At 69.1% G+C, this 25,346-nt stretch carries 7 protein-coding genes; 1 reads left to right on the top strand and 6 read right to left on the bottom strand.

Annotated features, from left to right (window positions below):
- Positions 1 to 37 precede the first annotated feature (37 nt).
- From EAF64_RS13350 to EAF64_RS13330, 5 genes are read right to left on the bottom strand one after another with little or no spacing between them, the layout of a single operon-like run.
- On the bottom strand, positions 38 to 2,281 hold the full coding sequence (locus EAF64_RS13350) for a lamin tail domain-containing protein (RefSeq protein WP_129069492.1): 2,244 nt from the start codon (positions 2,279 to 2,281) through the stop codon (positions 38 to 40).
- On the bottom strand, positions 2,278 to 12,489 hold the full coding sequence (locus EAF64_RS13345) for a hypothetical protein (RefSeq protein ID WP_129069491.1): 10,212 nt from the start codon (positions 12,487 to 12,489) through the stop codon (positions 2,278 to 2,280). The genes EAF64_RS13350 and EAF64_RS13345 overlap by 4 nt, the downstream gene beginning before the upstream one ends.
- Complete coding sequence (locus tag EAF64_RS13340; RefSeq protein ID WP_129069490.1) at positions 12,482 to 16,591, bottom strand: hypothetical protein; 4,110 nt, start codon at positions 16,589 to 16,591, stop codon at positions 12,482 to 12,484. The genes EAF64_RS13345 and EAF64_RS13340 overlap by 8 nt, the downstream gene beginning before the upstream one ends.
- Entirely contained in the window at positions 16,588 to 20,484 is a 3,897-nt protein-coding gene (locus tag EAF64_RS13335) for a DUF6603 domain-containing protein (protein WP_129069489.1), read from the bottom strand. Before EAF64_RS13335 ends, EAF64_RS13340 begins: the two co-directional genes overlap by 4 nt.
- A gap of 45 nt (positions 20,485 to 20,529) precedes the next feature.
- On the bottom strand, positions 20,530 to 21,396 hold the full coding sequence (locus EAF64_RS13330; protein WP_129069488.1) for a hypothetical protein: 867 nt from the start codon (positions 21,394 to 21,396) through the stop codon (positions 20,530 to 20,532).
- Positions 21,397 to 21,831: 435 nt separating this feature from the next.
- On the opposite strand from EAF64_RS13330, the gene EAF64_RS13325 reads away from it, so the two are divergent.
- Positions 21,832 to 25,029 (top strand): PKD domain-containing protein, encoded by a 3,198-nt coding sequence (locus EAF64_RS13325; protein WP_129069487.1) that lies wholly within the window; start codon positions 21,832 to 21,834, stop codon positions 25,027 to 25,029.
- Position 25,030: 1 nt separating this feature from the next.
- Here EAF64_RS13325 and EAF64_RS13320 read toward each other — a convergent pair whose 3' ends face one another.
- Positions 25,031 to 25,345, bottom strand: coding sequence for a hypothetical protein (locus EAF64_RS13320; RefSeq protein WP_129069486.1), 315 nt, complete (start codon positions 25,343 to 25,345; stop codon positions 25,031 to 25,033).
- Between the last annotated feature and the right edge of the window lies 1 nt (position 25,346).

Below are 25,346 nucleotides of genomic sequence, written 5' to 3'. Positions count from 1 at the left end.
GTATTCTCCGACGGCTGAAAGCCAGCGGGGGTGCCGCTCACCTCCCTTCGGCCTGGTCGGGATCCGGTTCCGTGAGGTAGTCGTAGCGGAGACCGCTCTGTCCCTCGCCGCGGCCGATGGTCGCGTGGCGACCGCTCCAGAGGTGGGTCGTGCCGCCGATCCAGCGGGCGTACTGGTACCGGCGGGTCACCTCCAGCCCGCCCCGCGTCAACTCCTCGTCGTGGAGGCTGACCTCGTGGTGGAGGATTTCGCCGTAGGGCTCGGCCACGCCCGGGTCCGCGTCGAGCAGGCGCGCCAACTCGAACCGAAGGTCACCGATGGTGAAGTCGCTGGTCGCGCCGGTTGGTTCCATCCCCAGCGGGAACCAGTAGTCTTCCACGTCGCTGACCAGCCGGTAGTCGGGCAGGTTCGGGTTCGCGGGATCCCCGATGAAGGTGTTCCTGACGATCGTCCCCTCACGGTTCCTGATCGTCAACTCGCTACTCTGTCCCCAGACCGGGCTGGCTTTCCCCCAGAACAGCGCGCCAGGCTCGGCGTCGGTGCCCTGGCCGGTGTACAGTGTGAGCGATTCGGTCGCGTCGAGCGTCGTGTCGCCGGTGTCCGCCGGGAAGGTGTAGGTCTCGCCGGTGTCGCTCTCGACGGTCCAGCCCCCGACGTCGACGGTTCCTTCGCCAGGGTTGGTGAAGCGGACCCGCTCGCCAGCGGCCGTCGCGGCCGTCTGGACCACGTCGACCGCCAGCGTCGCGGGCGTGTACTCGCGCCACTTCAGCGGGTCGCCGACGGCGTCCTCCGTGATCAGTTCGATGCCGAAGGCCATGTTCGCCATCTCGTCGCGGGCGAACAGCACGCGCTCGACGGGGTCGCTCGCGTGGTTCGCCCCGAGGACCGGCGGGTAGAACAGCCCGGGACGGTCGTGGTTGGGGAGGTCCGGGTGCGTGAAGACGTTCCAGCCGCCGCTTTTTGCCACCGCGCCGCCGTAATTGCCCTCGTCGGCTTCCTCGCTCTGGTCGGTCTCCTCGGCGGTCGTCGTCTCGCGGTCCGGCGTCACCGGCTCGACCGCCGTGACCTGCCCGAACGTGTCCGTGACCAGCAGGTGTTCGATCCGGGTCAGCGACCCCACCGGCACGTCGATGGGCAGGGAGAACCAGTCGTTGCCGTACAGCGTGGCGAACTCCGCGAGCAGGAGTTTGCCCACTTCGCCCGGCCCTACCTGCATCGTGTCGAGGTTCACGTTCCCGTCCTCGAACTCCCACCAGCGCGCGGATGGCATCCCCGGGAACGACACCTTCGAGGGGACCATCGTCAGGTCCGGTTCGCCGCGGTCGATCCCGAGGCCGTCGAGCGGGAGTTCGTCGCTCACTGGCGTCGTGACGCCGGTCCCGGCCCCCGAGGCGTTCCGTCGGTCGGTCTGTGCGTCGGCCTGACCGCTGTCGGGGTCGAGCGAGCGGTCCGGATCGACGCTGAACGCGTCCCAGTCGAGGCGACCGCCCGCGTACTCGTCGGCCGCGAAGGCGGTCTCGTCGCCGCCCGACCCAGTCGCCACGGCGAACTCGTACTCCATCCGGTCGCGGTTCCAGGCCCGCCCCTCGTCGGGTTCGTCGTAGAAGTCGGCGTACCAGTCGACGTACGCCTTCGCCGCCCGCTTGTACCCGTCGGGCACGGAGCCGGAAACTGGACAGGCGTGGTCGACGCTCCCCCACGAGGCCGAACTCCAGTCGCTCGCGCCGGCGACGTTCCCGCTCGCTGTCAGCCGCTCGTAGAGCGCCACGCCGTCGAGCGTACGGCCACCGACGACCGACACGAACCGCTCGCCGCCCGCGTCCAGCGGCCCGTCGGCCGACCCGACCAGCAGGGCGTCGGCGAAGTCGTCGGCCCGGACCGCGCGACCGTCGATCCGGACGCCCTGGGCGTCCAGCCGGGCGAGGAAGTTCCGGCCTGTTTCGACCGCGGTCTCCCGGCCAGGGTCGTCGTCGAGTACCGCTTCGCGTTCGACTATCGTCTCCAGCGGGCCGTCGGTCGTCACCTCGTAGTCGCGAGCGGTCGCGGCCTCGCTCCCGGGGTCGAGGTCGACTCGCGTCAGCGGATCGTGTTCGTGCCAGCACTCGACTTTGACCGGTGAGCCGGCGTCCTCGCCGGCGAGTTCGCCCACCTGCCACTGCCGGCCCAGCAGCCACAGCGGGTCGGCCACCTTCGCGCGCAGTCCCTCGGCCGTCTCCTCGTTGCGCGTCGTCGGGGAGAGTCGGTGCCACTCAGTGATCGACTCGTCGCCGTAGGGGTTCACTGGCTCTCACCTCCTTGCTCACCGTTTCCGGTGAACAACTGCGCGTTCAGCGTGAGTTCGGGCAGCGTCACGTTCACGGTCCCCCACTCCGGTCTGGCCGCCTGGAAGGTCCGGATGCGGTCCACGTCGACCGACGGGGCGTCCGGCCGGAGCCGGTCGTTACGCGGGAAACTGAGCAGGGGCAGGAGGGTCCCGAACTCGTCGATGTCCTCCAGATCGACCATCCGATAGCGCGCCAGTTCCATCGTGTCGGTCACCACGTCGACCAGATGATCGGTCGTCCACCCACCCTCCTCGGGCGGGAGCGCGAGCAGGATGCTGTTGGGTGCCATCGCGTCCGGGTCGTCGTAGTTGAGCGCGACGCCGGTCGTCTCGGTCTCGCCGGGGACGTTCTCGACGAGTTCGTCCACGAACAGTCCCGCGACGCGCCCGTAGTCGCCGTCGAAGCCGGCGGCGTGTTGCATCACCAGCGACAGCCGGCCGGGTTCGGGGTCCTGGCCGTCGAGGCCGACCCAGCGCTCGCCCTGCCGGTGGGGGAGTTGCCCGACCTGCAGGTCGCGGTGGCGCTCGCCGGTGACCGCCTCGGCGTAGGACAGCCCCCGCCGGAACCGCGCCGACTCGTCGCGGACGCGGGCGACCCGCTGGAGCCACGTCTCGGCCGCCATCGGGTCGCCCGCCTGCAGGTCGTCGCTCCGGCCGAACGTCGCGGTGAGTTCAGCGCCGTTCGTCGGCTCGACCGTCGGCAACACCTGGAACGCCTCGCCGAAGATGGCCTCCAGGCGCGCGACCTGTTCGTCGACGCTGGTCGCGGGCTCACCCTCGGGTGGGTCCGGTCGGGTGGCGGGGTCGTACCCCGTCGCCGTCTCGTACCGCTCGGCGACCGCCTCGGTGACGGTCCGTGCCTGTGTCACCAGCACCGTCTCGTCGTCGGGCTGGCCGCCGGACGGCGACCGCGGGACACTCCCGTAGACGCCGAAGTACGACGCCCGCAACAGCGCCCGCCGGAGCGTCTCCAACAGGCCCGTCCGCAGGGCGTCGTGGAACGCACCCGCCTCGCGGGCCGCGTCGACGTGACCGCGCTGTTCGTCGACGACCTGCCCCAGCGTCGAGAGGCGGTTCGACACGTCCTTCGAGAACTGCTGCCGGGACGCCGACGTACCCGGGAGTAGCGACTGCGTGTCGAGCCCGTCGAGATACGCCGGCAGGACGGCCCGCCGGAACCCCTCCAGCAGGAACCGGCAGTCGGTCACCGGCGTCCCTGGCGGTGTCGCCTTCGGATCGAGCGCCCGAAGACCGTCTTTCCAGACGAGCGCTTCCCGTTCGAACTCGTCGCGGGCCGCCTCGGTCACGTCCCGCACGAACTCCTCGCGTTCCCGTTCCAGGTCCCGCTCTCTCTCGCGGTCCCGCTCGTCTCCCGACCTCGGCTGCTTGCCCTGCACGTCCAGCAGGAGCCGGTCGCGGTTGTAGAACGGCGGTTCGGGCCCCGCGACCTCGAAGACCTCGTCGATCCCGCCGATCCCGCCGAGGACCGGCTGGCGGACGAGCGTCCGGAAATCCGAGAGGAAGGTACTCCGTTCGGCCCCTGTCGGGAGCGCGTCGGGTTCGTACAGTAGCGCCCGGAAGTGCCGGACGAACGCCTCGGGGTCCGTGAGCGCCGCCAGTGCGGGATCGTCGACGGCCGTCGGCAAGAAGTCCGCGAGCGCACGGAGCGTGCGCGCGAGTCGTTTCACGTCGTCGTCGCCCTCGGGATAGACGCCCAGCCGCGCCCGGACGAGGAGGGCCTCCAGTTCGGGTGCGAACGCGAACGCCGCTATGTCGCCCTCGATGGCCCGTGTGTGCTGGTCGAGCAGAGAGGCGAGCCGGGCCTGGGCGTCCTCGTCCTCGATGGCCGCCCGGACCGACCAGAAGCCGGTCCCGCCGCTGCGGTCGGGCCGTCCGGTGACGTCGAAGTAGTCGGCGATACCGAGCGCGTCGACGACGGCCGTGACGCTGGCGACCGCCGCGTCGACCGCCGTCTGGTCCAGCGACTCCAGCGCTGGCTCGTCGCCCTCGCTCACGAGTTTCGCCACCGCGTCGATCGTCGACTGGGGCGGGGTTCCGTCTTCGCCGCCGCCGGTCTTCCCGTTCAGATCCCGGAGCGTCGTCAGTTCGGCGCGGATCGCGCCCCAGTCGGTCTCGTCGGCGACTGCGGCGTCGAGGTCGGCCGTTGCACCGTCACCGAAGGGGTCGAACGCGTCGGCCCGGGCGTCGATCCACAGCAGGGCCGAGAGCAAGTTGCTGTCTTCGACGACCCCCGCCGGGTCGGCCCGGACCGAGGCCAGTCCCTCGTAGACCGTCGTCCCGCCGTCGGTCGCCTCGACCGCGAACAGGGTCCAGGGCGCGTGCCCGCTGGCGTCGACGGTGACCGAGAACCGGCCGACTGCGTCGGTATCGACCTGCGTGGTCGCCAGCGGTGACGACGCGCCGACTTCGGTGACGCTCACGTCGAGCGTAGTCGCCCCGTTCACGTCGGCCTCGCCGGGGACGATCATCCCGGGCGCAGCGTCGACCTCCGTCGCGTCTTCGGGGACAAGGACCGCGCCCTCCACGACGCGCTCGACGCTCGTCCCGTCGTCGAGGACGGCGACGAATCCGGTGCCGGGCCTGACGCCCGAGAAGTCCAGCGTCGTGGTGAACTCGCCGTCCCCGTCGGTCCCCACCTGCGTCGACCGCGTGAACCACTCGGCGTTCGAGGTACTCCAGACCGACAGCGAGAGCGTGGTGTTCGGTGGCAGTCCCTCGCCAGCGACCTCCTGGCCTGGGGCGGGTGCGACGTCCAGGTCGGGATCACGGGCCTCGCGGTCGGTCGATCCGGCCGGGAGGTGACTTCTGAGGTCTTCCAGCGCCGTCACCAGCGCGCCGGAATCGGACTCGAGCGACTCTGTAATAGCGTTCGACGCCGACACGAGCCCGTCGAAGGGAACCTCGCGGGTGAACGTCCGGACGCTGTCGTGCAGGGCGTCGACCTGTTCGGTGATCGAGCGTGCGCCCGCCACGGCGGGGTCGAGCAGGCCGATTCGATCGTCGAGGACGCGCCGGACGGCCGCCAGCCGCGCCTGTGCCGTGTCGGCCCGGCCCCGCAACTCCGTGATCGAGTAGTCGGTGTAGCCCGCGTCGTCGGTCTCACTGGGGTGGCCCAGATCCTCGCCGGTCATCGGTCGCCCCTCCTGGATCACCTCGCGGAGGCCAGCGACGACTTCGAGGAAGGCACCCACAGAGAGCGGGTCGTCGCCGCTCGCCTCGGGGGCCGTCGCGTCGAACTCCAGGGTCACAGTGGCCGTGTCGGGCACCGGCGGGTTGTGACTCGGTGGATTCCGGGCGAGATGGTAGCCCATCCGGGTCTCCAGCTGTGACGCGCCCGCTTTCTGGTTCTGCTGGGTGAGGTAGGTCGCGTCTAGCGGCGACAGGTTCAGCTCCGAGAGGGTGACGCCGGTCTCGGCGACGTGAGTCACCGACGCGGGCTCCTCCGGCCAGGCCCGCCAGGCGATCACCTGGTCCCCGTCGGTCACCGTCGGGAACGTCATCGTGAAGCCCGTCTCGGAGAGTCCCGTCACGCGAACTGTGTCGGCGTCGGCGACGGTTCCATCGGCCGCGAGATCCGGGAACTCGATGACGTCACCACCCGTTTCGGCACCGACGCCGACCGGCCCGTCGCCGTCGGCCCGGACCACGTGGCCGACCACCTGCTGGTCGCCAACGCCTGTGGCGACGCCCGTCGCGAGGCCACCGACCGTCACCGGGCCGTCACTGTTGACGCTGGCGGCGTCGGGGAGCGCGACGAGTTCGATCTGCCCGGGCCGGAATCCGGTCCGGATCGTCGCCGTGTCGCCCGCCGTTCGGGTCCCGTCGAGGGTCCCGACTGCCGGCGTCGGCGCGTCGTCGCTCCCGAGTGCCACGTAGGTCACGACGCGGCTGGCGTCGCTCGCCGCGCCCGCGTGTGTCGAGGTATAGTTCAGGTCCAGCGACTCGCCCAGCCCCGTCACCGCGACGCTGGTCGTCCCGGCGACCGAGCCGCCGGCCGCGAACGGGAGGTGGAGCGTCCGGTCGTCGCGGGCGCCCGCGACGTGACCGCCGCTCGACGGGTCGACACTGGTGCCGACCGCGTGCTGGGTCACGCCGTCCCGGGCGACGGCCATCCCCTCCGAGAAGCCGGCCGCGCCGGTCGTGGTGACCGTTCCGCCCGTCTTGGTCGCCAGCGTGGTCCCGAACAGGCGCACCTGGTCGGCGTCCACTTCCAGCGAGATCGAGTCGCTCCCGGTCCCGGCGTCGGTCGTGAACGTACCGACCTCGACGTTGTCGGCGTTCTCCAGCGCGAACGCGCGGTAGGTGACGACCAGCCCCTCCGCGGCGGGCCCACGCGTCGCCACGTCGTCGAAGGCCACGTCGAACCCGTCGTCGGTGAAGCGGACGGAACCGCGGAGCAGCCCGTGATCGCCGTCGTCTTCGTGGAGGTGGGCGTGGAGCGCGTGGTCCTCGTCGACGACCCCGCCCGCGTCCGAGCCCGTCAGATCGGTCGCCACGCTGGTCGAACACTGGTCGGCCCCCGTCTCCGTCCGCACGGCGACGCCGCTGGTGACGCCGTAGTGGCTCGCCGGCCCCGCCGCGCCGCCCTTCGGGACGCCGTGGGCGAGTCCCAGGACGACGAGGTCCGGCTGGAAGTCCAGATCCCCGATGGAGACGACCCCTTCGCTGGTCGGCGTCACGACGGTCCCGCTGGCGGCCGCCCTGGTCTCGTCCCACTCCAGAGCCGCCCGGCAGGAGACCCGGTCGGGCGCGGGCAACAGGTCGTCGAGCCAGTCGTTCAGGTTCGGCTCCGCCTCGGGACGGGTCTGCAACGTCAGCGACACGTCAGGGCCCGTGGCTTCGTCGCCCGCTCCCGGCAGTCCGTTGGGATCGAGGACGCCCGAGTCGGCCGTCCACGTCGTCGCCACGCCCACGTTCGCCGGATCGCCGAAGGCGACGCCCAGTCGATGGGTGACGCCCACGTCGTCCCGTGGCGTCTGGGCCACTTCCGGATCGGCTACCGGCTTCCCCTTCACGAGGTCGTCGATGCCCCCGCCGGCCCGCGCGAAGTTCCCCTTCCCCAGCTGGTGGACGTTCTCCGCGATCAGCAGGTCCGCGGTGGCGTCGACGATGGCTGCGATCTCTTCGAGGATCCCCTCTAGCGCCGACTGTTCGGCGCTCGTCGTCGCCGCCGCGAGCGTCGATGCATTCTCGCCTTCGTAGGGAATATTCTGGAAGAACCGGTCTTTCTCGCCGTCGTCGTACTCCTGCCACTTCGTGAACAGCCGGTAGCCGTCGAGCACGTCGCTGGCGGCGGCCGCGGTCCCGACCTCGATCTGCTCGTCGCCGTCCTCACCATCCCCGTGGTCGAGTTGGCCCTCGACGCCGGGGAACGCCCGCCGGAGCGTGAACTTGTACCGCGGGAGCGCGATGGTCCCGGCGTTGTCCTCGTTGTACGACTTGCTGCGCTCCAGCAGGCGGCGCTCGAACCGGTAGCCCAGCAGGTCGCCGAGCATCTGTCCCTGCCGGATGCCGTCGAGCACCTGCCGGGCCGCCCGGACGCGCCCCGGCGAGAGGTCGATGTCGAGCAGTTCGGCCAACTCGCCGTCCCCGGACTCGTCGGTGTGGTTCGTCCGGCCGCTCCGCAGGACCGCCGCCGTCGTCGCGTGCTGTGGCGACGGGGCGTGAATGTACTCCGAGTGCTCCGGTTCGAGCCCGTCCGCCAGCGCGTCCGACCGCAGGTCCTCGACGTAGCCGTACGCACCGACGTAGGTGACCGGCGAGTCCGTCGCCGGCTCGTTCCTCTCTCCGCCGGCCCGCTCGAACGTCTCCCCGCCGTCGGTCTCCGCGTCGTCACCGTCCTCGCCACTCGTGCCGGACTCGCCCGTGGTGCCCCCGAACGAGAACGACCCAAACTGCTTCGAGACCGACTGCATGTTCTCGACGGCCCCGAACCGGGTCTTGCCGCCGACGCCGAACCGCGTCCCGGTGCTGGATTGCGCTCCGTCTCCGGTGTCGGATTCGGACTCTGGTTCCGGTTCGGGCAGCGCCTCGGTGTCCTCGCCGCGCTCGAACTGATCGCCGACGAACGCGAACTCCGCGCCGTCGCAGAAGTCTGTCTCCCGTGTCTCGCGGTGCTCGAACAGGCGACGCGTCGCCAGCGAGGTCCACCACGCGTCGAGGCGGTGACTCGCCAGGTCCAGCGTCTCGGTGAACAGCCGTCCCAGATCATCGGTGTCGCGGCTTTCGAGGTACGCCGCGGCGTCCAGAATCTCCTGCAGTCGGGGATCGAGTGACGGGTCGTCGTACCGGGGCGAACAGCTCTGGAAGAGCTCGTTCGCGTACGAACCGCCGTAGTCGTCGTCGTATCGGTCGAGCCGTTCGGCCGGCACCGACTCCTCCAGGAACTCCCAGACGGTCTTCGTGTCACCGTCGACCACCGACGGGTCCGGCACCGGTTGCTGGGTGTAGTCGGGGGCGACGACGTTCTCCTCCCCGGTCTCTGCTTCGATCTCTTCGATCTCGTCGGCCGACCGGGCGTTCGGGTTGCGGTCGGGCGAGAGGAAGGCGTTGTCGCTGGGCAGGTCCAGGTCGCCCCACTTCAGCCCGAGACGGATCCGGCCGCCGACGTAGCCCTGCAGGACCGAAAAGCGGGTGAGCTGCTTGAACAGCGTGTTCTGCAGGCTCGCACCCCCCGTCCGGTAGAGGTTGTACCGCTTGTCGCGGTAGACGTTGGCTTCCTCGCTGGACGCCTCGTATGTGATCGGTGTATCGCCCGCGTAGGCGGCGATCGCGCTGAACTTCCCGTGTTCCGGGTTCGTCAGCCAGACGTGCATGAACAGCTGGCGGTCGCTCAGCGAGTCGATCTCGTCGCCCCAGCCCGTGATCTCCTTGACCCGCTCTCGGTCGAGCGAGATGGCGTCCAGCCCGACCGGGAGTCCCATGTTCCGGAGGAAGCCGAATGGCTCGTGGTAGAGGTAGCGCAGGTAGTCCGACTCGCGACCGTCGGTCACGTCCGACACCGGCCGGTCGCCGGACAACTGTAACTGCTCGCCGCGGGTGTCCTCGCCGAACAGCGACCGGACCGGCGGATGCATCCACGCGATCCGCGGATCGAGCGACTGCACGTCGTTGTCGATCAGCATCTGCCGGACCCGCTCCCTGGTCTCCTCGGTCAGGCTCTCGGCTCTCGCCTCGTCGATGTCCGGGTCCGTCAGGAGCGCGTCGTACCCCTCCAGCACCTCCCGCACGAAGTCGTCGGCGTTGGCCTCCCGGCCGAGGATGCGCTCGACCACGTCCGATCCGGTCGAGGGACCGCCGACCCGCTCGACGTTCTCCGCGCCGTCGTCCCAGGCGTCGGTCAGCCTGCCGAGCCAGCTCGCCAGCCGCCCCGGGAACTCCTCGTCGGTCCTGAAGGCTCGCTGGCGCGTCCGCGTCGCGACGCCCGACCCGCCGTCGGGGAGCCTGAAGCCAGTCGAGACCGACTGCATCGTCTTCGCCCGTCTCGGCGTCGCCGGGTCGAAACTCGACCCGTAGAGGTCCTGGTCGATCTGCGTCGTACTCTCGGGCACCGTCACCGAGTAGCCCGACGCACTCACCTCGCCGACCGACGGGCCCGTGGTCGCTCCCGTCTCGCCGGTGTCGGTCGTCGCTTCTTCGGCGGCCGTCTCGGTCGTGTCGGTGGTCGTGCTGGTCTCGTCGGCGGCCGTCTCCACCGATTCCTCGGGGGCCGGCGCGCCCGTATCGACCGACTCCCCGGTGCCGGTGGGGTCGACGGCCCCGCCCCCCTTCGCTGGTCCGGACGACTCGCCCGTCACCGACGCCGAGAGCTGGACCTTGCTCGTATCGAGTCGGAACTGCCCCTCGGGCGTCCGGACCTGATCGTCGACTGGCTCGAACTGTTCGCGCCGGCCGATCTTGTCGGCCAACTTCCCGTTCCTCGCCGGGGACCCCCCGCCCGGTTCGTCGGGCAGCGTCCGCGCCGGGAGGATCCCATATGGAACGGTCCCAACACGGAGCGGCGGGAAGGGGCCGCCCGCGCGGACGTACCTGACGAAGTGTCGCCGCCAGGCGTCGACCTCTTTGAGCGTCTCCCCGAGTTCCGTCGCCGGGTTCCGGTGGGGGAACGACTTCGCTGTCCCCTGCTCCGGGCCGGACCGACCCTCCCAGATGCTGTCGCGGTTGGTCCACCGGTTGTCGACGAGCAGGTTCCGCAGCGAGTAGCCGATGGTACCCGACCACAGCAGCGAGTTCATGTGGCGAGCGTCGGCCTGCGAGCGCCCGTCCGCGCCCTCGACGTGGGCGAAGACGTGATCCATCCCCTCGCCGGAGGCGGCGATGCCGAGCGCGCGGGCGAGCAGGTCGCCGTCACTGAAGTCACCGAACTCCGAGAGCAGGGGGCCACACTCTTCGGCGACGGACTCCGACGGCTCGTCTTTCGGCGTGTAGCCGGCGTCGCCCGCCTCGCTGTTGTTCGAGGGCGTCCCCCGCTCCAGCAGTTCCAGCCCGTCGGTGTAGTGGTGGGCCTCGAACAGCGATTCGAGCGCGTCGGTGGCGGCGTCACCGGACTGGGACGCCCGGACGCCGACGACGATCAGTTCCTCGAAGACCGCTTCGCCGGGGTTGGTCCCGTTCAGGTCCTCGCTGGTGATGGTCAGCCCCATGCCGGCCCCCTTCGCGGCCGGCCAGTCGGCCATCCACTCCATCCCCGGCGGCGCGTCGCCGGGCGTCTCTTCGAGAGCCTCGCTGCCGACCCGTTCGGGACTGGGCCCGACCGGGAGCGGGTGCTGGATGGCGTCGCCGGTCACCCTGACAGTCCGGGTGTCACCGTCCCCCTCGTCCACACCGCGCCAGCGTCCGACTGCGATCCAGCGGTCGGGGAGCAGACTCGCAACGGGCGGCTGTGACCACGAACCGGGGCGGAGGTCGACCCCGGGGAATTCGAGTGCCGGGACTCTGTCGTCCGAACCGGTGTCGTCGGTCCCGATGCCGTCGTCTATCCCGGTGGTCGGCGGGCCCGACACCGTGCCCGCGATGTCGAAGGGGTTCCCGCCCTCGGCGTAGCCGGTCAGCATCGCCTGCGCGTGGGACTTCGGTGCCGTGGCGTGGACGACGTACGCGCCGCGCTCGCGGCCGAACCGCTCGACCACCTGGTTCCAGGCGCGCTCCTTGATGTCGCGGTAGAAGGCGTCGTACTCGGTAGAAAACCGCCCCTGCCAGTTCTCGCTCAGATCGTCGAGCATCGGCCGCAGGTCCGCGGGGATCTTCTCACGAGCGTAGTCGTGGACCGCGGCCTGCGTGGGCTGGCCGTCGACGCTGTGGACGGTCGTGGTCGGGGGCTGGCAGGCGAACCACACCTGCGCCCAGAAGTTCCGTCCCCACTGTTCCTCCTGGACCGTGAGTCCGTCCTCGTGGGTGTCCACGTGGATCTGGTCGGGATAGACCCGCACTCGTAACTCCTGTTCGGCCGGGGCCGTCCGGTTGTGATCGAGCAGGGTCGCCGCCGTCCCCGCCAACTGGTCCGCACGGGGCGAGTCGTCGTTGGGGTAGACGAAGCGCGTCTCCAGTCGTACCGGGAGCAAGGCGACGGGCTCGTCCGCGAACGGCGCGAGGTCGTCGTCCAGCCCGTCCAGCAGGGCCTGAAGTTTCCCGGGCCCGCCGGACTGCCCGTCGGCGTCGGGTCCGTTCAGTCTCGTCTGTCGGTCGTCGCGGTAGCCACGCGCCGCGGCGATGACGTGTTCGAAGAGCGCGACGAGCGCTTCGCAGTCGTCGGCCGTGCCGTCGGTCACCACTCCCTCGAAGTCGTCGATCAACGTCCCGGGGTCGACGGCCCCACCCTCGACGTAGGTCCACAGGTCGCGGACGAACCCGTCGACCGCGCTGGTCGTCGGCGAGCGGGGAGCCTTCAGCGCCGAACTGTGTCCGCCCTCCGTCTCGACGTAGCTACCGGTCAGGTACGCGAGCGTATCGGGCCGGTCCTCGCCGCGCAGGTAGCGACCGAACGCGGTCGTGACCCGTTCGGCGTCTCCGGCGTCGCTCCCGCGGCGAACCCCGTCCGCACGAGTCTCCAGCAGAGTGAGGACCGCCGCCGCGCGCGTGATCTCGGCCTGCGCCCGCCCGAGTTCCGTCCGGAGTCGTTCGACCGTCTCGCGGGGTCCCTCACTCATCGAGCGTCACCTCCGGCAGGTCGGCGGCGATCCTGTAGCGACCGCTGCCCCCTGACATTTCGGGGAGGATGTCGTCCCCGTGGATGCAGATCCGAACCGGTAGTTGCCAGGCGATGCGTGCCATGTGCGCCGAGTTTTTCCCCCACTCGGCCGCGTCGTCGTGGTGCCATTCGTCGTCGTTCACCTCGTTCCACTCCGTGCCCTCGGTGACCGCCCAGGCCGGGTCGCTCCCACCCGCCGGCGCGTCTTCGGTCACGCGCACGTACTTCTTGCCTTCGAGGGCTTCTTCGCTCTCGACGAGGTGGCCCCAGGAGAGCCCGTTCCAGCCCTTCTCGGCGCCCTCGCCGTGTGCGTCCTCGCCCATCGTGTTCGTCGAGCGGTTGCCCTCGGGGCCGTAATCGATGCCGTACGGTTTCGACCCGTAGTCACCGCGACTCGCCACGTCGTAGCCGAAGCGGGTCTCCCCGACCCGCTCTTCGAGGACGAAGAACCACCCCAGGTCCTCGTCGTCTGTGCCTTCCGCGATGGTGCCGCCCTCGGCTTCCGTCGTCGTCAGGTCGAACCCGAAGAAGGTGATATCGGGGTCGAGTTTGCCGCTGAACACCGGTTCCTTGGGGTCCCAGGCCGACTGGTTCAGTTCCGTCTTCGAGTACTCCCCCAGGATGCGTTCGTCCTCGGAGACGTCGTCGTCCTCGATCTCCGCGACCGCCTGTGCCCGAAGCGAAGGGAGCAGGGGTACCCGGTCCCACTCGGTGTCGTCGCCCTCGTCTTTGTCTTCTTTGACGGCCTTCACGGCGTAGATGCGGGTGTTCGGGTATGCCCGCAGGAGGTCGCCGCGGATCAGCAGGACCACCCGGTCGTCCTCGACCCCCGCCGCGCGGTTCTCCCCGAGCGCCGAGTCGCCCCAGGTGTGGAGCTTCGTGACGTCTTTCTGATCGCTCCCGAGGTACTTCCAGAACTGGCGGAAGTAGGTGCCCCGCCGGTCGGTCGGGTACCGTCGCCACTGGAGTTCGCGGGCCATCTCGTGGTTCAGCCCGCACATGAACGACTCGACGAACGCCGAGTTGGTCTGGAGCGCCCCGACGGTGTCTTTCGGAATCTTCCCGACGCCCGGCAGGAGGTACTGCTGGTCGAGCGCCTTCAGCCACCTGTACATCGGTTGCTCGAACTCCGGCGCGGCCAGGATCGGCCCGAGTTCCACCTCCCGGTCCGTCATCGACGGGTGGACGTCCCACGCCGCGCGCTGTTTCGCCCAGGACCCGGCGTCCAGCAGCCCCGGATACTGGCTGGTCCCCGAGAGCAGGGTCTCTTTCTGGACCGTCGTGAACTCCTCCAGTACCCCCTGCTGGTCGACTGCCGCACTCGTCTCCGCCAGTGGTATCGGCTGGCTCGCCACCTGCTCGGTCGTGGCCGCCGCGTCCGCCACCGCCGACGTGTCGGCTGCCGTCGTCGCCGTCCGCGTCGCGCCCGCCGGAATTCCGCTGTCGACCGCTCCCGCGAGGGCGTCCAGCCCGTCCTCGATGTCGGCGATGGCCGCCAGCGCCGCGTCGATCTTTCCGCGAACGGTCGCCAGTTCGTCCGACTGCGACGTGATGGCGTCGGTGACGTGCTCCGCGGCGGCGGCGAGTCGGCCGTGGGCCTCGCGGATGCCCTCCAGCTCGGTCGTCTTCGACTCCGTCGTGAACTCCGGCGAGAGCGCCGCCGGGTCGGCCGCCAGCAGTTTCCGGAACTGCCGGTCCAGCGTGTCGAACGTGTTGCGCTTGATCGCGTCACAGTGGTCCTCGACGGTCGGCCGCTCGGTCACCGCTGCGACCGCGTCCGTCGTGAACTCCCCTTCGTTCTCCGCCAGCGCCGAGTCGAGGTCGTCGAGTCGCTGGCGGGCCGTGGTGCAGTGTTCCCGCGCGCTCTCGACGGCTAGCAGTGCCTTGGGAACCGTCGCGGCCTTCCCGTCGAGTTCGTCGACGGCTTCCGACAGCGACAGCACCTGCCCCTGCGATCCGAGCCGCCAGTCGGTCGACTCGCCGTCCGTCGACGCCGGTTTCGCGTTCTCGGTATCGGCCGACTCGGCCGCCTCCGTCGCTGTCTGGGCACTCGACTCGCTCGATGCCTCCCGCTCGGGGAGTTCGTCGCTCACCCGCGCGAACCGACCCCCGAGTTTCCGCTCCGTGTCGAAACTGAACGACTCGCCCATCCGCTCGGTGAAGGTCGCCTTCTTCGCGTCCGTCGATACACCCCTGTCGAGTTTCCCCTTCGACCGAGTGAGCCGCCGGAAGGTCGGCGAGGCGAGTTTCGCGGCCCGGTTCAACGCTCTGGGATCCGCGAGTGTGCCCCCGGCCGCACCGAGTGCGCCCGCGCCGTCGCCACGCATCGGCCCGCCGCTCGCGCCCAATCGCAGTTCGTTCAGTTTTCGCTTGCCCTGTGTCGACGTGATCGACTTCGTCTCCTCGCTCACGGCGAGTTTCCCCTGGCGCGTGAGTGTGTCCGCGAACTGTCGCTCGCCGAGTTTCGCCCGGACGTCGTCGCCCTGTTCGACCACCTCTCCGACGGCCGGGTCCGGGTCGTGACCGCCCAGCGCGCCCTCGTCGCGGAGGCGGCCGGCGGCGACGATCTCGCGGTGGAGTTGTTCGATGTCCCGGACTCGACTGCTGACCCCGACGAGGTGATCGCCTGCCCGCTCGAACCGGTCGCGGACGTTCGAGCCGGCGAGGTCGCCGAGCTGACTCCGCCCGGTCCGTTCGTTGGCCAGTTCCAGGTCGCCGAACTTCTCCCAGGCGGCCTCCATCAGTCGCTCCTGGTTCTCCTGAATCACCTCCGTCCCGTAGCCGGCGGGGATTCGCCAGCGCGGATCGACGTTGAGTTCGCGGAGCCAGGCGTCGACGTAGGGGCCGCTCGTCGGCACGTCCGGCGGCGTCGGCCGCCCGTCGTCCACCCCCCAGCCCGCGTCACCGGGAAGGTACCACTGGCCGTAGATCGACGGGCCAATCACGGGGAGGTCGGCCTGTGGGTCGCTCTCTGCCTCCGACTGTCCGTCGCTACTGGTCGCTTCCGACCGCCCGGTCCCGTCGGTGTCGGTGCTGTCGGGATCGTTCAGCAGTCGCCGCATCGCCTCGCGTTTCGTCGTCGCGAGGGGTTGCTGGTCGAGGCCCGGCGACATCAACGCGCCGCCGACCTCGAAGGTGCTGTCTCTGTCTTCGAGCTGTGGCGGGCCGGGATCGCTCAGGTCCACCTCGCGTTTGCCGACGCCGGCCTCCGAGAGCTGGCGCGGTTCCAGCTTCCGGGCCAGCGACTCGAAGTCGCCCTCGTTGGCGGTCGCGAACTCCCACTGGTGGTAGATCGGAAGTGTCGTCGTCGACTCCTTGCTCGCGTCCCAGGCGGGCTCGACCGTGGGTTGCTCGGCGTCGCTCTCGTAGGGCTGTTTGCCGAGACCGACGCGTCGACCCGGCTCGAAGGTGGGGACGACGGCGGCGACGTACCGCGTGTTCGGATCGAGGTTGCGCGGACAGAGCAGTCGCGCGACGGCCTGATCCGACGTGCCGGTGAACACTCGCTTCAGTTCCCCGTCGGTGAGCGTGCCCGTCACCTGGACGTGGGCCCACGCCCAGACCTCCGTGACGGGCGGGAGTTCGTTCTGGGGCACCGACAGCGCGGGGAGTGGCTTGCGGCCGTCGGCCTCGACGCTGACGGCCTCGTTCGTCTTCTCGACGACGACCAGGGCCAGCCACGGCCGGACCTTCGCGTCGTCGTCCGGGTTGGCCCGCTCGGGGCTGAACAGCCACGGCAGGTCCGCCCGGTCGAACTCGACGAGCGGGAAGTAGTTCGGCGGCATCGTCGACGTGTCCGGTTCGGGTTCGACCCGGACCACCTGTCGCTCGTCGATGCCGGCCACGTCCCCCGGGCCGTACAGCCGGATGTCAGTCGAGGGTTGGTCCTCGGCTTCCTCCCAGTCGCCGCCCTTCTGTTTGCCCTCCACAGTGAGGTCGACGCCGAAGGCCGGCCGCTGCAGTGGTTCCGTGCCGTACCGCTGGCTCGGTCGATACCCCGCCCGAACGCTCGGGAAGAATTCGTAGTGTGTACCCAGTCCTGACTGATCCTTGCCGCTCATCGAGATCCTCCGATGTTGATGACGCCGGCTCCCTGTTCACGCAACAGTTCACCCTGTTCGGCCACGGCGCTCTCGCCGAGGACGACCTGCTCGTCGATCGCTTTCCCGCCGACGGCATCGACACCCGACTCGCCGTCGAAGACCGTGCCGTCCCGTCCGCCACCCGCCACGGTGCCATCTCCACCGCTACCGCCGACCGTCTCCGCCGGCTGAACCTCCTCGACCGTCCCCGCTGGCAGGGTCCGGTCGGCCCGCTCGCCGATGACCTTGCCACCCGGGAGACCGTACACGTCGGCCTCGGGCGTAGTGAACTCCTGCCGGAGGTCGCTCCGGGCCAGCGCCGTCTCGTTCAGCAATTTCGTCACCTCGACCAGCGGAATCCCGAAGCGGGCCCGCTCGGGGCGCACGTCCGCGAACCGCCCCAGCGACGACAGCGGTGCCGCGTGTTTCTCCTCTCGTTCGTCGACGACCGACGTTTCGTACTCCAGTTTCGTCGTCCGCCGGAGTTCCGCCGCCCGACCGCTCGTCGCCTCGTCGGCCCCGGCGAAGTAACACGCGTCGCTGCCGGCGGCGCGCCCGGCCTCGCGCTCGACGAACGAGGGGCTGTTCAGCTTCTCGCTGTCTTTCATTTTCTTGTACTTCGCGGGCGCGAACCGCTCGCGTTTCGCGTCCGTCGCCAGCGACGTGCCGTCGACCTGCAGGTCCGCGATGCGGAACTGCTCGTAGTCCCGTGGCACCATGTTCCCGAACTTCTCGATGCGGGACTGCAACGGGACGACCGTCTGCCGCACGTCGATGCCGCCAAGCGGGTGGGCCAGCACCTCGGCGCTGTCGCCCCCGCTGTCACCCTCCCCCTGACTCTGTCCGCCACTCTCGCTCTCGGAGTCAGCTTTCAGTCCGTCACGGATCGTGACCAGCGAGTCGGCGCTGTCGGGGACCTGTGCCGCCCAGTTCGCGGACTTGCCGAGTTCGGTCGTCAGCTTCGGCATCACTTTGGCCCGCGGCAGTTCCTCCGTCTCGCCGCCCGACCCCAGTTTCACGTCCACCTTCGTGGTGACCGAGATGAACAGAATCTCGATCTCGACGGTCCCTTTGATCCGCATCGGGCCGGGCCCCATCATCGTCCCGTCGACCTCGATGTTGAGGCCGTGGCCCTTGATCTGGATCTTCAGCTTCGCCAGGAAGTCGATGACGAACCCGAACGGATCGAACTCGAACAGCGCGTCGAACGCCAGCGCGCCGTCGACCGTCGCCGGGCCAGCCTCCGCGTGGAGGTAGACCCCAGCGCCGACCTGGAAGGTGTTGGGCGTCGTCGCGAGGTAGCCCTTGAACTCGATTCGTGGATTGCCGCTCGGCGCGCCCAGACTCGCCTTCACCCGATCGAGTTCCGGGAAGCCCTTCGGCGGTTCGTACCGGGGGTGGAAGCCCCCGACCGACAGCATGAACTTCGCGTCGTCGCCCCACCGGAGCCGCATCGCCATGTCGCCGGAGACGGTCCACATGACGATCCGGGAGTCGTAGAGACTCGCCGTGACGGCCAGCCGCTGGTCCGGCGGGTCCAGCACCCCCAGCACCGCGAGATTGATCGTGATCAGCGGCGCGTCCTCGTCGGGCAGGTTCAGGTGGAAGGCACCGACGATGGCGATCTCGAACGTCGGGAGTTCGAGGATCACGCCGACCTCCATCGTCAGCAGGGTGGGCGACCCCCACCCCATCTTGACCATCGGGCCAACGACGTGGACGTCCTTCTTCGGCGGGAAGATCGCCCGCAGGTCCGAGATGATCTGCTGGGCGTTCTCGATCACGTTCTCGGGGAACAGGATGGAATCGACGTTGCCGGTTCGGACCTTCTTGCCCAGCACGTCGGTCTTCATCCCGCGGTGGAGGCCGAACAGGCCGCCGACGCCGTTGAGCGTGAAACCGAAGCCCAGCTGAACCGGCGGGAACTCCGCGGTGATCAACAGGAGGAACGAGTAGCCGTCGCCACCGCCCGGCAGTTTCGTCTTCAGCAGGCCGATGGCCGTCAGCGAGAGCGGGCCGACCGAGAGCTGGAGCGCCCCGGAGTACCGGTGTTGCTCCGGGAAGAATCGGAGCATCCCGCCGCCGCTGACCGGGCCGGCGTCGACCGACAGGGCCAGGCCTTGGGGCGGTTTGAATCCGAGATCCAGATCGGCCGGGCCCAGATTCCCGTCCGTCCCGCCCGGGAACGACAGGTCGGCCTTGATCCCGGTCCGCATGACCTCCGCGGTCAGGAAGCCGATGTCGAGTTTCGGCGTGGAACTGAATACGGTCGGGATGGCTGGCGCGCCCGCGCCACTACCGCCGCCGAGTTCGCCCAGATCTAGCCCGAGGAACGTCTCCTTGATCTGGAGCGGGCCCAGCGGGAGGTTGTCGGCCAGTGAGATCATCAGCGTCCCACCGTTCTGGAGGTAGAAGCCCTGTTTCGTGGACCAGCCCAGCGTCACCTCGAAGTCGTACGCGATGGGTTTCGGGATGACCTTGTCGAGGAAGCCCCCTTTCGGGTCGACGGAGATGATCCCGATCGTCGTGAACTCCGCCACGAACTGGAACTGGTCGTTGGCGTACTCGAACCGCGAGGACACGGCCAGCCCGTCCATGCTAATCTTCCCGACCACCGTCCCCACGATGGGCTTCCGCATCCGGTTGCCCGACCCGCTGGCCGAGGCCTGGGCGCTCTCGCTGCCCCCGACGTATTCGAGGTCGGCGGTGAACACCAGCTGATCCTCGGACTCGCCGCCGGGTGTCCCCGCGCTGCTCCCCTCGGTGTTGACGAAGCTGAAGTTCAGCCCGCTGTCGACGCCGGGGTTGATCGCGACCCCGCGGTTGGCGAGGTGGCCGTCCCCCTCGATGGACGCCGTCCAGTCGTCGCCCAGTGTTCCGGACATCCCCGAATCGAGTTGGCCGTACGTCACCACGGCCACGCCGGGGAGGAACTGGCCGTCCTTCGGTGGGAGGGGAACGAGTTTCAGGCCGGTTTCGAACTGGCCGCCGTCGTAGGACGCGCCGAACAGCGGGAGCAGGAGTTTCTGACCCCAGCCGTCCATCGCGTCGGTGTCCTGCATATCGCCCGGCTGGAGGTTCGCGAGCTCGCTTTTGGACTTCCCCGTCGCACCGGCCAGCGTGTCCTCGCCGGCCTTCGAGAGCTTCGCCGGGACGTGCGTGCCCCAGAACGTCTGGAGCAAGCGCTGGAGCAACAGCGTCGCCAGGAACGGCTCGTTGGATTTCGCCCAGTTGAACAGCTCCTTGGGGATTTCGTTGGGGTCCTCGACCGCCTCGACGACCGCCCCGAGGTCGATGTTCTCCGGTTTCCCGTGATCGCCCGTCCGAGAGGTGATGACGCCGAAAGTCTTCAGGAAGCCGTACAGCTCCCCGTAGTGGGTCTCCAGGTAGTTGACGAGCAGGTAGTCGAACACCTGATCGCCCAGCGTCGCCATCTCGGGGTCCTGGATGTCGATCTCCTGGAGCATCTCGATAGTCCCGTAGATGGCCTTGACGGAACTGACGATGCTCTTGAGACTCTTCAGCAGGTCCTGGGGATCGAGTTCTTCGTAGACTTTCCCCCAGTCCACGTCGTTCAGGTCCTCGATGCCGTCGATGTCCGGGATCGACTGGAGCTGCCCGACGATGCTCGTGATGGCCGTCTCGATCTTGGCCCCGTTGGTCGTCACGTCGCTCTCGACGGTCTCGTAGAGCTTCGCGGCGTCCTGCCCGATCAGCTCCTCGCTGACACCCATGTTGTCGAGCAGCATGGCCATCCCCATCGGCCCGCGCTTGGTCGCGCTGACGACCGGTTCGACGACTTTCAGTACCTCGACGATGGCCTGGGCCTCGGAGTTTTTCTCCGCGCCGTCACCCTCGGAGCCGTTACTCACCGCCTCGTCCCCCTCGAATCTGCCGCTGGTACTGTCGATCAGTTCTCATAGTCCCGTCAACCCCTCGATGAGCGAGTGGATGAAGCCGGGCCCCGTGTCGGGTCGCCGGTAGTGATCCAGTTCCGGGATGTCGTTGCCCGACTGTTGCATCGCCTTCCGGACGGCGGGGTTCCCGAAGTCGATGATATTCTCGCAAGCGGAGGTAATCGTGATCCCGCCGCTGAGTTCGATCTTGGCACCTGTCTCGAGTCCGGCCCCGATGCCGGCGCCGTGCCAGCCCCGGTCCGGGACGTCCCAGGTCAATAGCCCGAACTCGGGTTTCTCGAAGTTCGTCGCGCTGGTGAAGTAGGCCGTCACGTCGAACTGGGCACCCGCACCGAGTGCTGCGGTTCCCTCGACGTCGACGGAGACGACCCCGCCGCCCCAGCTCTTCCGCGAGATGTGTTCCGCGCCGCCCCAGTGGTCGGCGAAGACGACCTGGGCGTCGACGCCCACGCTCCCACCGAGGGTTCCGCCGACGTCCACGCCGACGCTGGTGAACAGGTACCAGTGTGGCGCGTCGTCGATGGGGTGTTTCTCGTCCGGATCCGGTTCGTACTCGGACCAGAGCGGGAAGAGGACCGAGACGCCGGTGGCCGCTTCGCCGCCGATCATCGCGCCGCCCCCGCCCGACACCGAGAATTCGATGGCGATGGCGTCCAGTCCCGACAGCGAGAGGGCGTACCGCATCGTACTCCCGAGCCAACTCTCGTATCCGGTGACCTTGTCTTCCAGGTCGTCCCAGTCCAGTTGCGATCCCTCGACGTATGTTTTGGCCTCGGATTTACTGACGGGATGGATCCCGCCCTGGTTCGTGTCCTCCTGCTCGTCTTCCTCGTCCGCGAACTGACCGAACAGTTCGGGGTCAGCCATCGACGTGCCCCCTCCGCGACCGCTCCCGTCGCGGCGGCGTCACCGTGCCACCTCGCCGACGTGACAGGCCGGCGGCGGCCGCGCCGCGCCACACCTTCTCCTGGCAACTCGTGTCATAGCGTCCCCATCTCGGGACGTGTATAAATATCCCGACTCTAGGTGATTTTACTCTCCCGCGCAGACGTCGTCGTTTCCCGTTTCTGTCCGGTGGTTTTCCGACTCGGCGTTGCCCGGCCCCGGAGACAGGTGTACTTAAAGAACCCCGTCGAGCGGCCGGTCGAAACCCGGCCGCCGCTGGGCCAGTTCTCGGACGTATGCAGTGAATATTTATCTGTCACGGCTGGGATCATTGACTCATCGACTGGTCCGGCCACGGACACGACGACCGCTGCCGGACCGTCCGCAGGAGCGCAGTGTGCTTCTGCCACCCTACACATGCACGGATCCCGATTCAGGACCGGCGACCGCTCGTCCCGCCGCCTCGCGCTGGTGGCGATACTGGCTGTGCTCGCGCTGGCGGGCGTCGGGACCGCCGGGGTGGCGAGCGGTGCCGCCGTCCAGCCGGTCGCGGACACGGGAGCGGTGAACGCGACACTCCAGTCCACTGCACAGCCGACCGCTAGCTGTACGCTCTCGGACACGGAAGCACCGCCGGGCTCCGAGATCACGCTCACCGCCTACGAGTCCGAAGATGCCGACACGTACCGCTGGGACAAGCAGGGCGACGGAACTCTCGATACCGACACGTTCGACCGGGCCTACTTTTCGTTCACCTACGACGAGGCCGGCACCTACGAACCGGCCGTCGAGGTCAGGAACGCCTCCTCGGGCGCGACGGACACGGCCTCCTGTGGGACGCTGACGATCGACCCCAACGAGGATCCGGACCCGCGGCTCTCCTACTTCCCGTCGAGTCCGGCCGTGGGCGAACAGCTGACCTTCGACCCTGGCGAGACGACCGATCCCGACGGCGACGACATCTTCGTCTGGCGGTACGACTTCGACGACGACGGCAGCTACGAGGCGGGCGGGGAGACCGACCGGCAGGTGACCCACACCTACACCAGCCGTGGCACGAAGACGGTCACCCTCTACGTCGAGGACGAACACGGCGGCTCGGCCACGACGACCGTCGACTTCTTCGTCGGCACCCGCGAGCCCTCCGCCGCCTGTACCGTCGAGCGCGAATCGGTCCGGGTCGGCGAGTCGCTCACCGTCGACGCGACCGCCTCGGAGAACGCTTCCGTCGCCGATTTCGACGTTGACGGTGACGGGAGCTACGAGTACACCGGTCGGGAGAATCTGGGACAGAGTCACGTCTACGAGGAAGCCGGCATCTACGAGGTGTCGGTTCGAGTCAGGAACGGCGACCGCACGGACACCGCCTTCTGTGGGACCGTGACGGTCACGAGCAACCAGTCGCCGGACGCCGTTCTCGACGTCCGGCCTTCGAACCCGCGGGCCGGGGAGTCGGTCACGTTCGACGCCTCTGGGTCGTCGGACCCCGACGGGATCATCGAGACCTACGAGTGGGACTTCGACGGGGACAACGTCGACGACCGCACCACGACCTCGCCACAGGTCGAGTACAGCTACGATGCGGCCGGCAACTACGTCCCATCGGTGACGGTCGTCGACGACGACGGGGCCCGGGACGTGACCTCGCGCGACGCGTCCGTCGGCGACAGCCTGCCACCGCCGAGTACGTTCTGCACCGTCGAGGACACCACGATTACGATCGGCGAATCGACGACCGTCGACGCGTCGGGATCAGACGGCCCGACGACCGTCGAATTCGACGTGGACGGCGACGAGCGCTACGAACGAACCGACGAGGACGACTTCGTGATTTCCGTCGCCTACGATTCGGCTGGCGAGTACACCGTCCTCGCGCGCGGCACCAACGAGGGTGGCTCCGAGGTCACCGAGTGCGGGACGATCACGGTCCGGGAGCCAGGCACTGAGACGCCCATCACGGAGCGATTCCCCCGGACCACCGAGCCCGGCGAGTTCGACGAGACGCCCGGCGCGGAGGAGACGCCAGGTGGAGAGGAGACGCCCACGGTGACCACCGACGAGGAAGACCCCGGCGGTTTCGTCCCCGAGATCCCGGACGAGGCGGTCCCCATCGTCGGCGGCCTGCTCGCGCTGGCGGGGCTAGGCGGACTGGGCTACTACCTCTACCCGTCCGGTGGCGGGGGTGGGAGCGGTGGCAAGAGTGCGCCGCCGAAGCCGCCGACCGTGCCGCCGTCCTCGACGGCCGCGCGGTTCGAGACCGGGACCTTCCTCACGCCACCCGAATCGGGGCCGGTGACGGTGTCGGGCCTCGGGTTCGAGCCCGATCTGCTCACCTTCGCCGCGACGACGAACGTGCGCTCGCCCGACGACGGTGAGACGGACCGCTCGGACGGCTGGAGCCACGGCCGCGCGGTGCGGGGCGCGGACGGGTCGATCCCTCAGACCGTCGTCTCGCTGACCGACGACGCGGGGAACCTCGACGCGGCGATGGGCGCGTCCTCGGACGGCCACGCCCTGGAACTCGACGTCCACAACGACGCGCCACCGGAGCGCGTGGCGGGCCAGGTGACGGGAATCACCGACGACGGGTTCGAGATGACCGTCGACGTGGAGGGTCTGCGCGGCGACCGAGCGGGCGACCAGTACGTCGTCCACTACCAGGCCTTCGCCTTCGGCGAGGGGAGCGAGGTCGAGATCGGCCACTTCCGAACACCGGAGTTTCCCGGCTCCCAGTCGATCCCGCTCTCCGTCGACGCCGACCACGTCACGCTCACGGCGACGAACACGCTCGGCACGGTCGACAACCGGCGGATGACCGACCTCCCCATCGGGTTCTCCCACGGCGAGGTCGTCGGCCGGGCGAACCCGGGGCAGCTGGTTCGCAACGTCACCGTCGAACCCTCGGGGCCAGGTGGCACGGCACAGGCCGCCTTCGACGACCGCGCACTCCACCTCCTGTACGCCTACGAAGGCGAGATCCGCGGGCGGACGACCGCGGAAGTGACGAGTCTCGGCGACAGCATCGACCTCGAATACGAGACGGTCTACAGCGGCCCGGCGAAAGTCGGCTCCGTCGAGTCCAAACTGGTCACCTACGTCGCCGTCGACACCGGGGGCCGCCAGCCCACCATCGGATACTTCCAGTTGCCCGAGTCCGGCAGCAACGATCTGCTGTCGGTCGATCTCGGCTTCGAGCCGCGCCTGATCGAGTTCACGACGCTGGGGATCGGTTCCCTGAACACCGACGAACTGTCGCCGGCCTCGCCGCTGGGCTTCGGCTGGTCCCACGGCACCGCCATCGGCGGCCGCGAGGGGAGTTACGGCATCCGCCAGTACGTCCTGAACGACGCCACCGATCCCGAGCGCTCGACGTACGAACCCCACACCGGCCCGCGCCACGACGGCGTGGCCGCCGCGGTCCGCTCGCTGGCCGATGGCGGTCGAATCGTCGGCCGCGACGAACTCACGATCACCGGCTTCACCGACAGCGGCTTCCAGGTGGCCGTGACCGACGTGGGGACCGACACGACCGAAGCCGCCGGTACCCGGCCGTACGTCTTCTACAAGGCCTGGCCCAGTCCCGACGCCGACCGTACGAGCGGCGGCCAGCGCTGACTCAGTTCCGCAGGATGAGAGACACTTGATCCACGACCTTCGCCAGTACCAGCGCGTACACCGTCTGCGCGCCGACGCCGACCGACCCCTGGAAGACGCCACGGCGGACGCCGACCACGACGACGACCGCCGAGGCGGCCAGCAGTGTACCGAGCTTCAGGTAGGTCGTCGGCGCGATCAGGTCGTCGGTCCGCTGCCACAGCGCGAGCGCGCCGACCTTCACGCCCAGCCCGACGCCGACGGTGGCGACCAGTACCTGCAGCGGCGGGGCGAGCGCGCCGAGACCGACGGTGCGGACGAAGTCGTCGACGACCATC

Origin of the sequence: Halorientalis pallida, from assembly GCF_004118325.1 — an archaeon.
Classification (GTDB): Archaea; Halobacteriota; Halobacteria; order Halobacteriales; family Haloarculaceae; genus Halorientalis; species Halorientalis pallida.
Note: the sequence above shows the minus strand (reverse complement) of the source record. Positions and strands in the feature narration are given on the sequence as shown.

Coding starts and splice junctions, on each gene's coding strand:
- EAF64_RS13345 (WP_129069491.1), bottom strand. CDS start 12,489: ATGAGTGAGGGACCCCGCGAGACGGTCGAACGACTCCGGACGGAACTC.
- EAF64_RS13340 (WP_129069490.1), bottom strand. CDS start 16,591: ATGAGCGGCAAGGATCAGTCAGGACTGGGTACACACTACGAATTCTTC.
- EAF64_RS13330 (WP_129069488.1), bottom strand. CDS start 21,396: ATGGCTGACCCCGAACTGTTCGGTCAGTTCGCGGACGAGGAAGACGAG.
- EAF64_RS13325 (WP_129069487.1), top strand. CDS start 21,832: ATGCACGGATCCCGATTCAGGACCGGCGACCGCTCGTCCCGCCGCCTC.
- EAF64_RS13320 (WP_129069486.1), bottom strand. CDS start 25,345: ATGGTCGTCGACGACTTCGTCCGCACCGTCGGTCTCGGCGCGCTCGCC.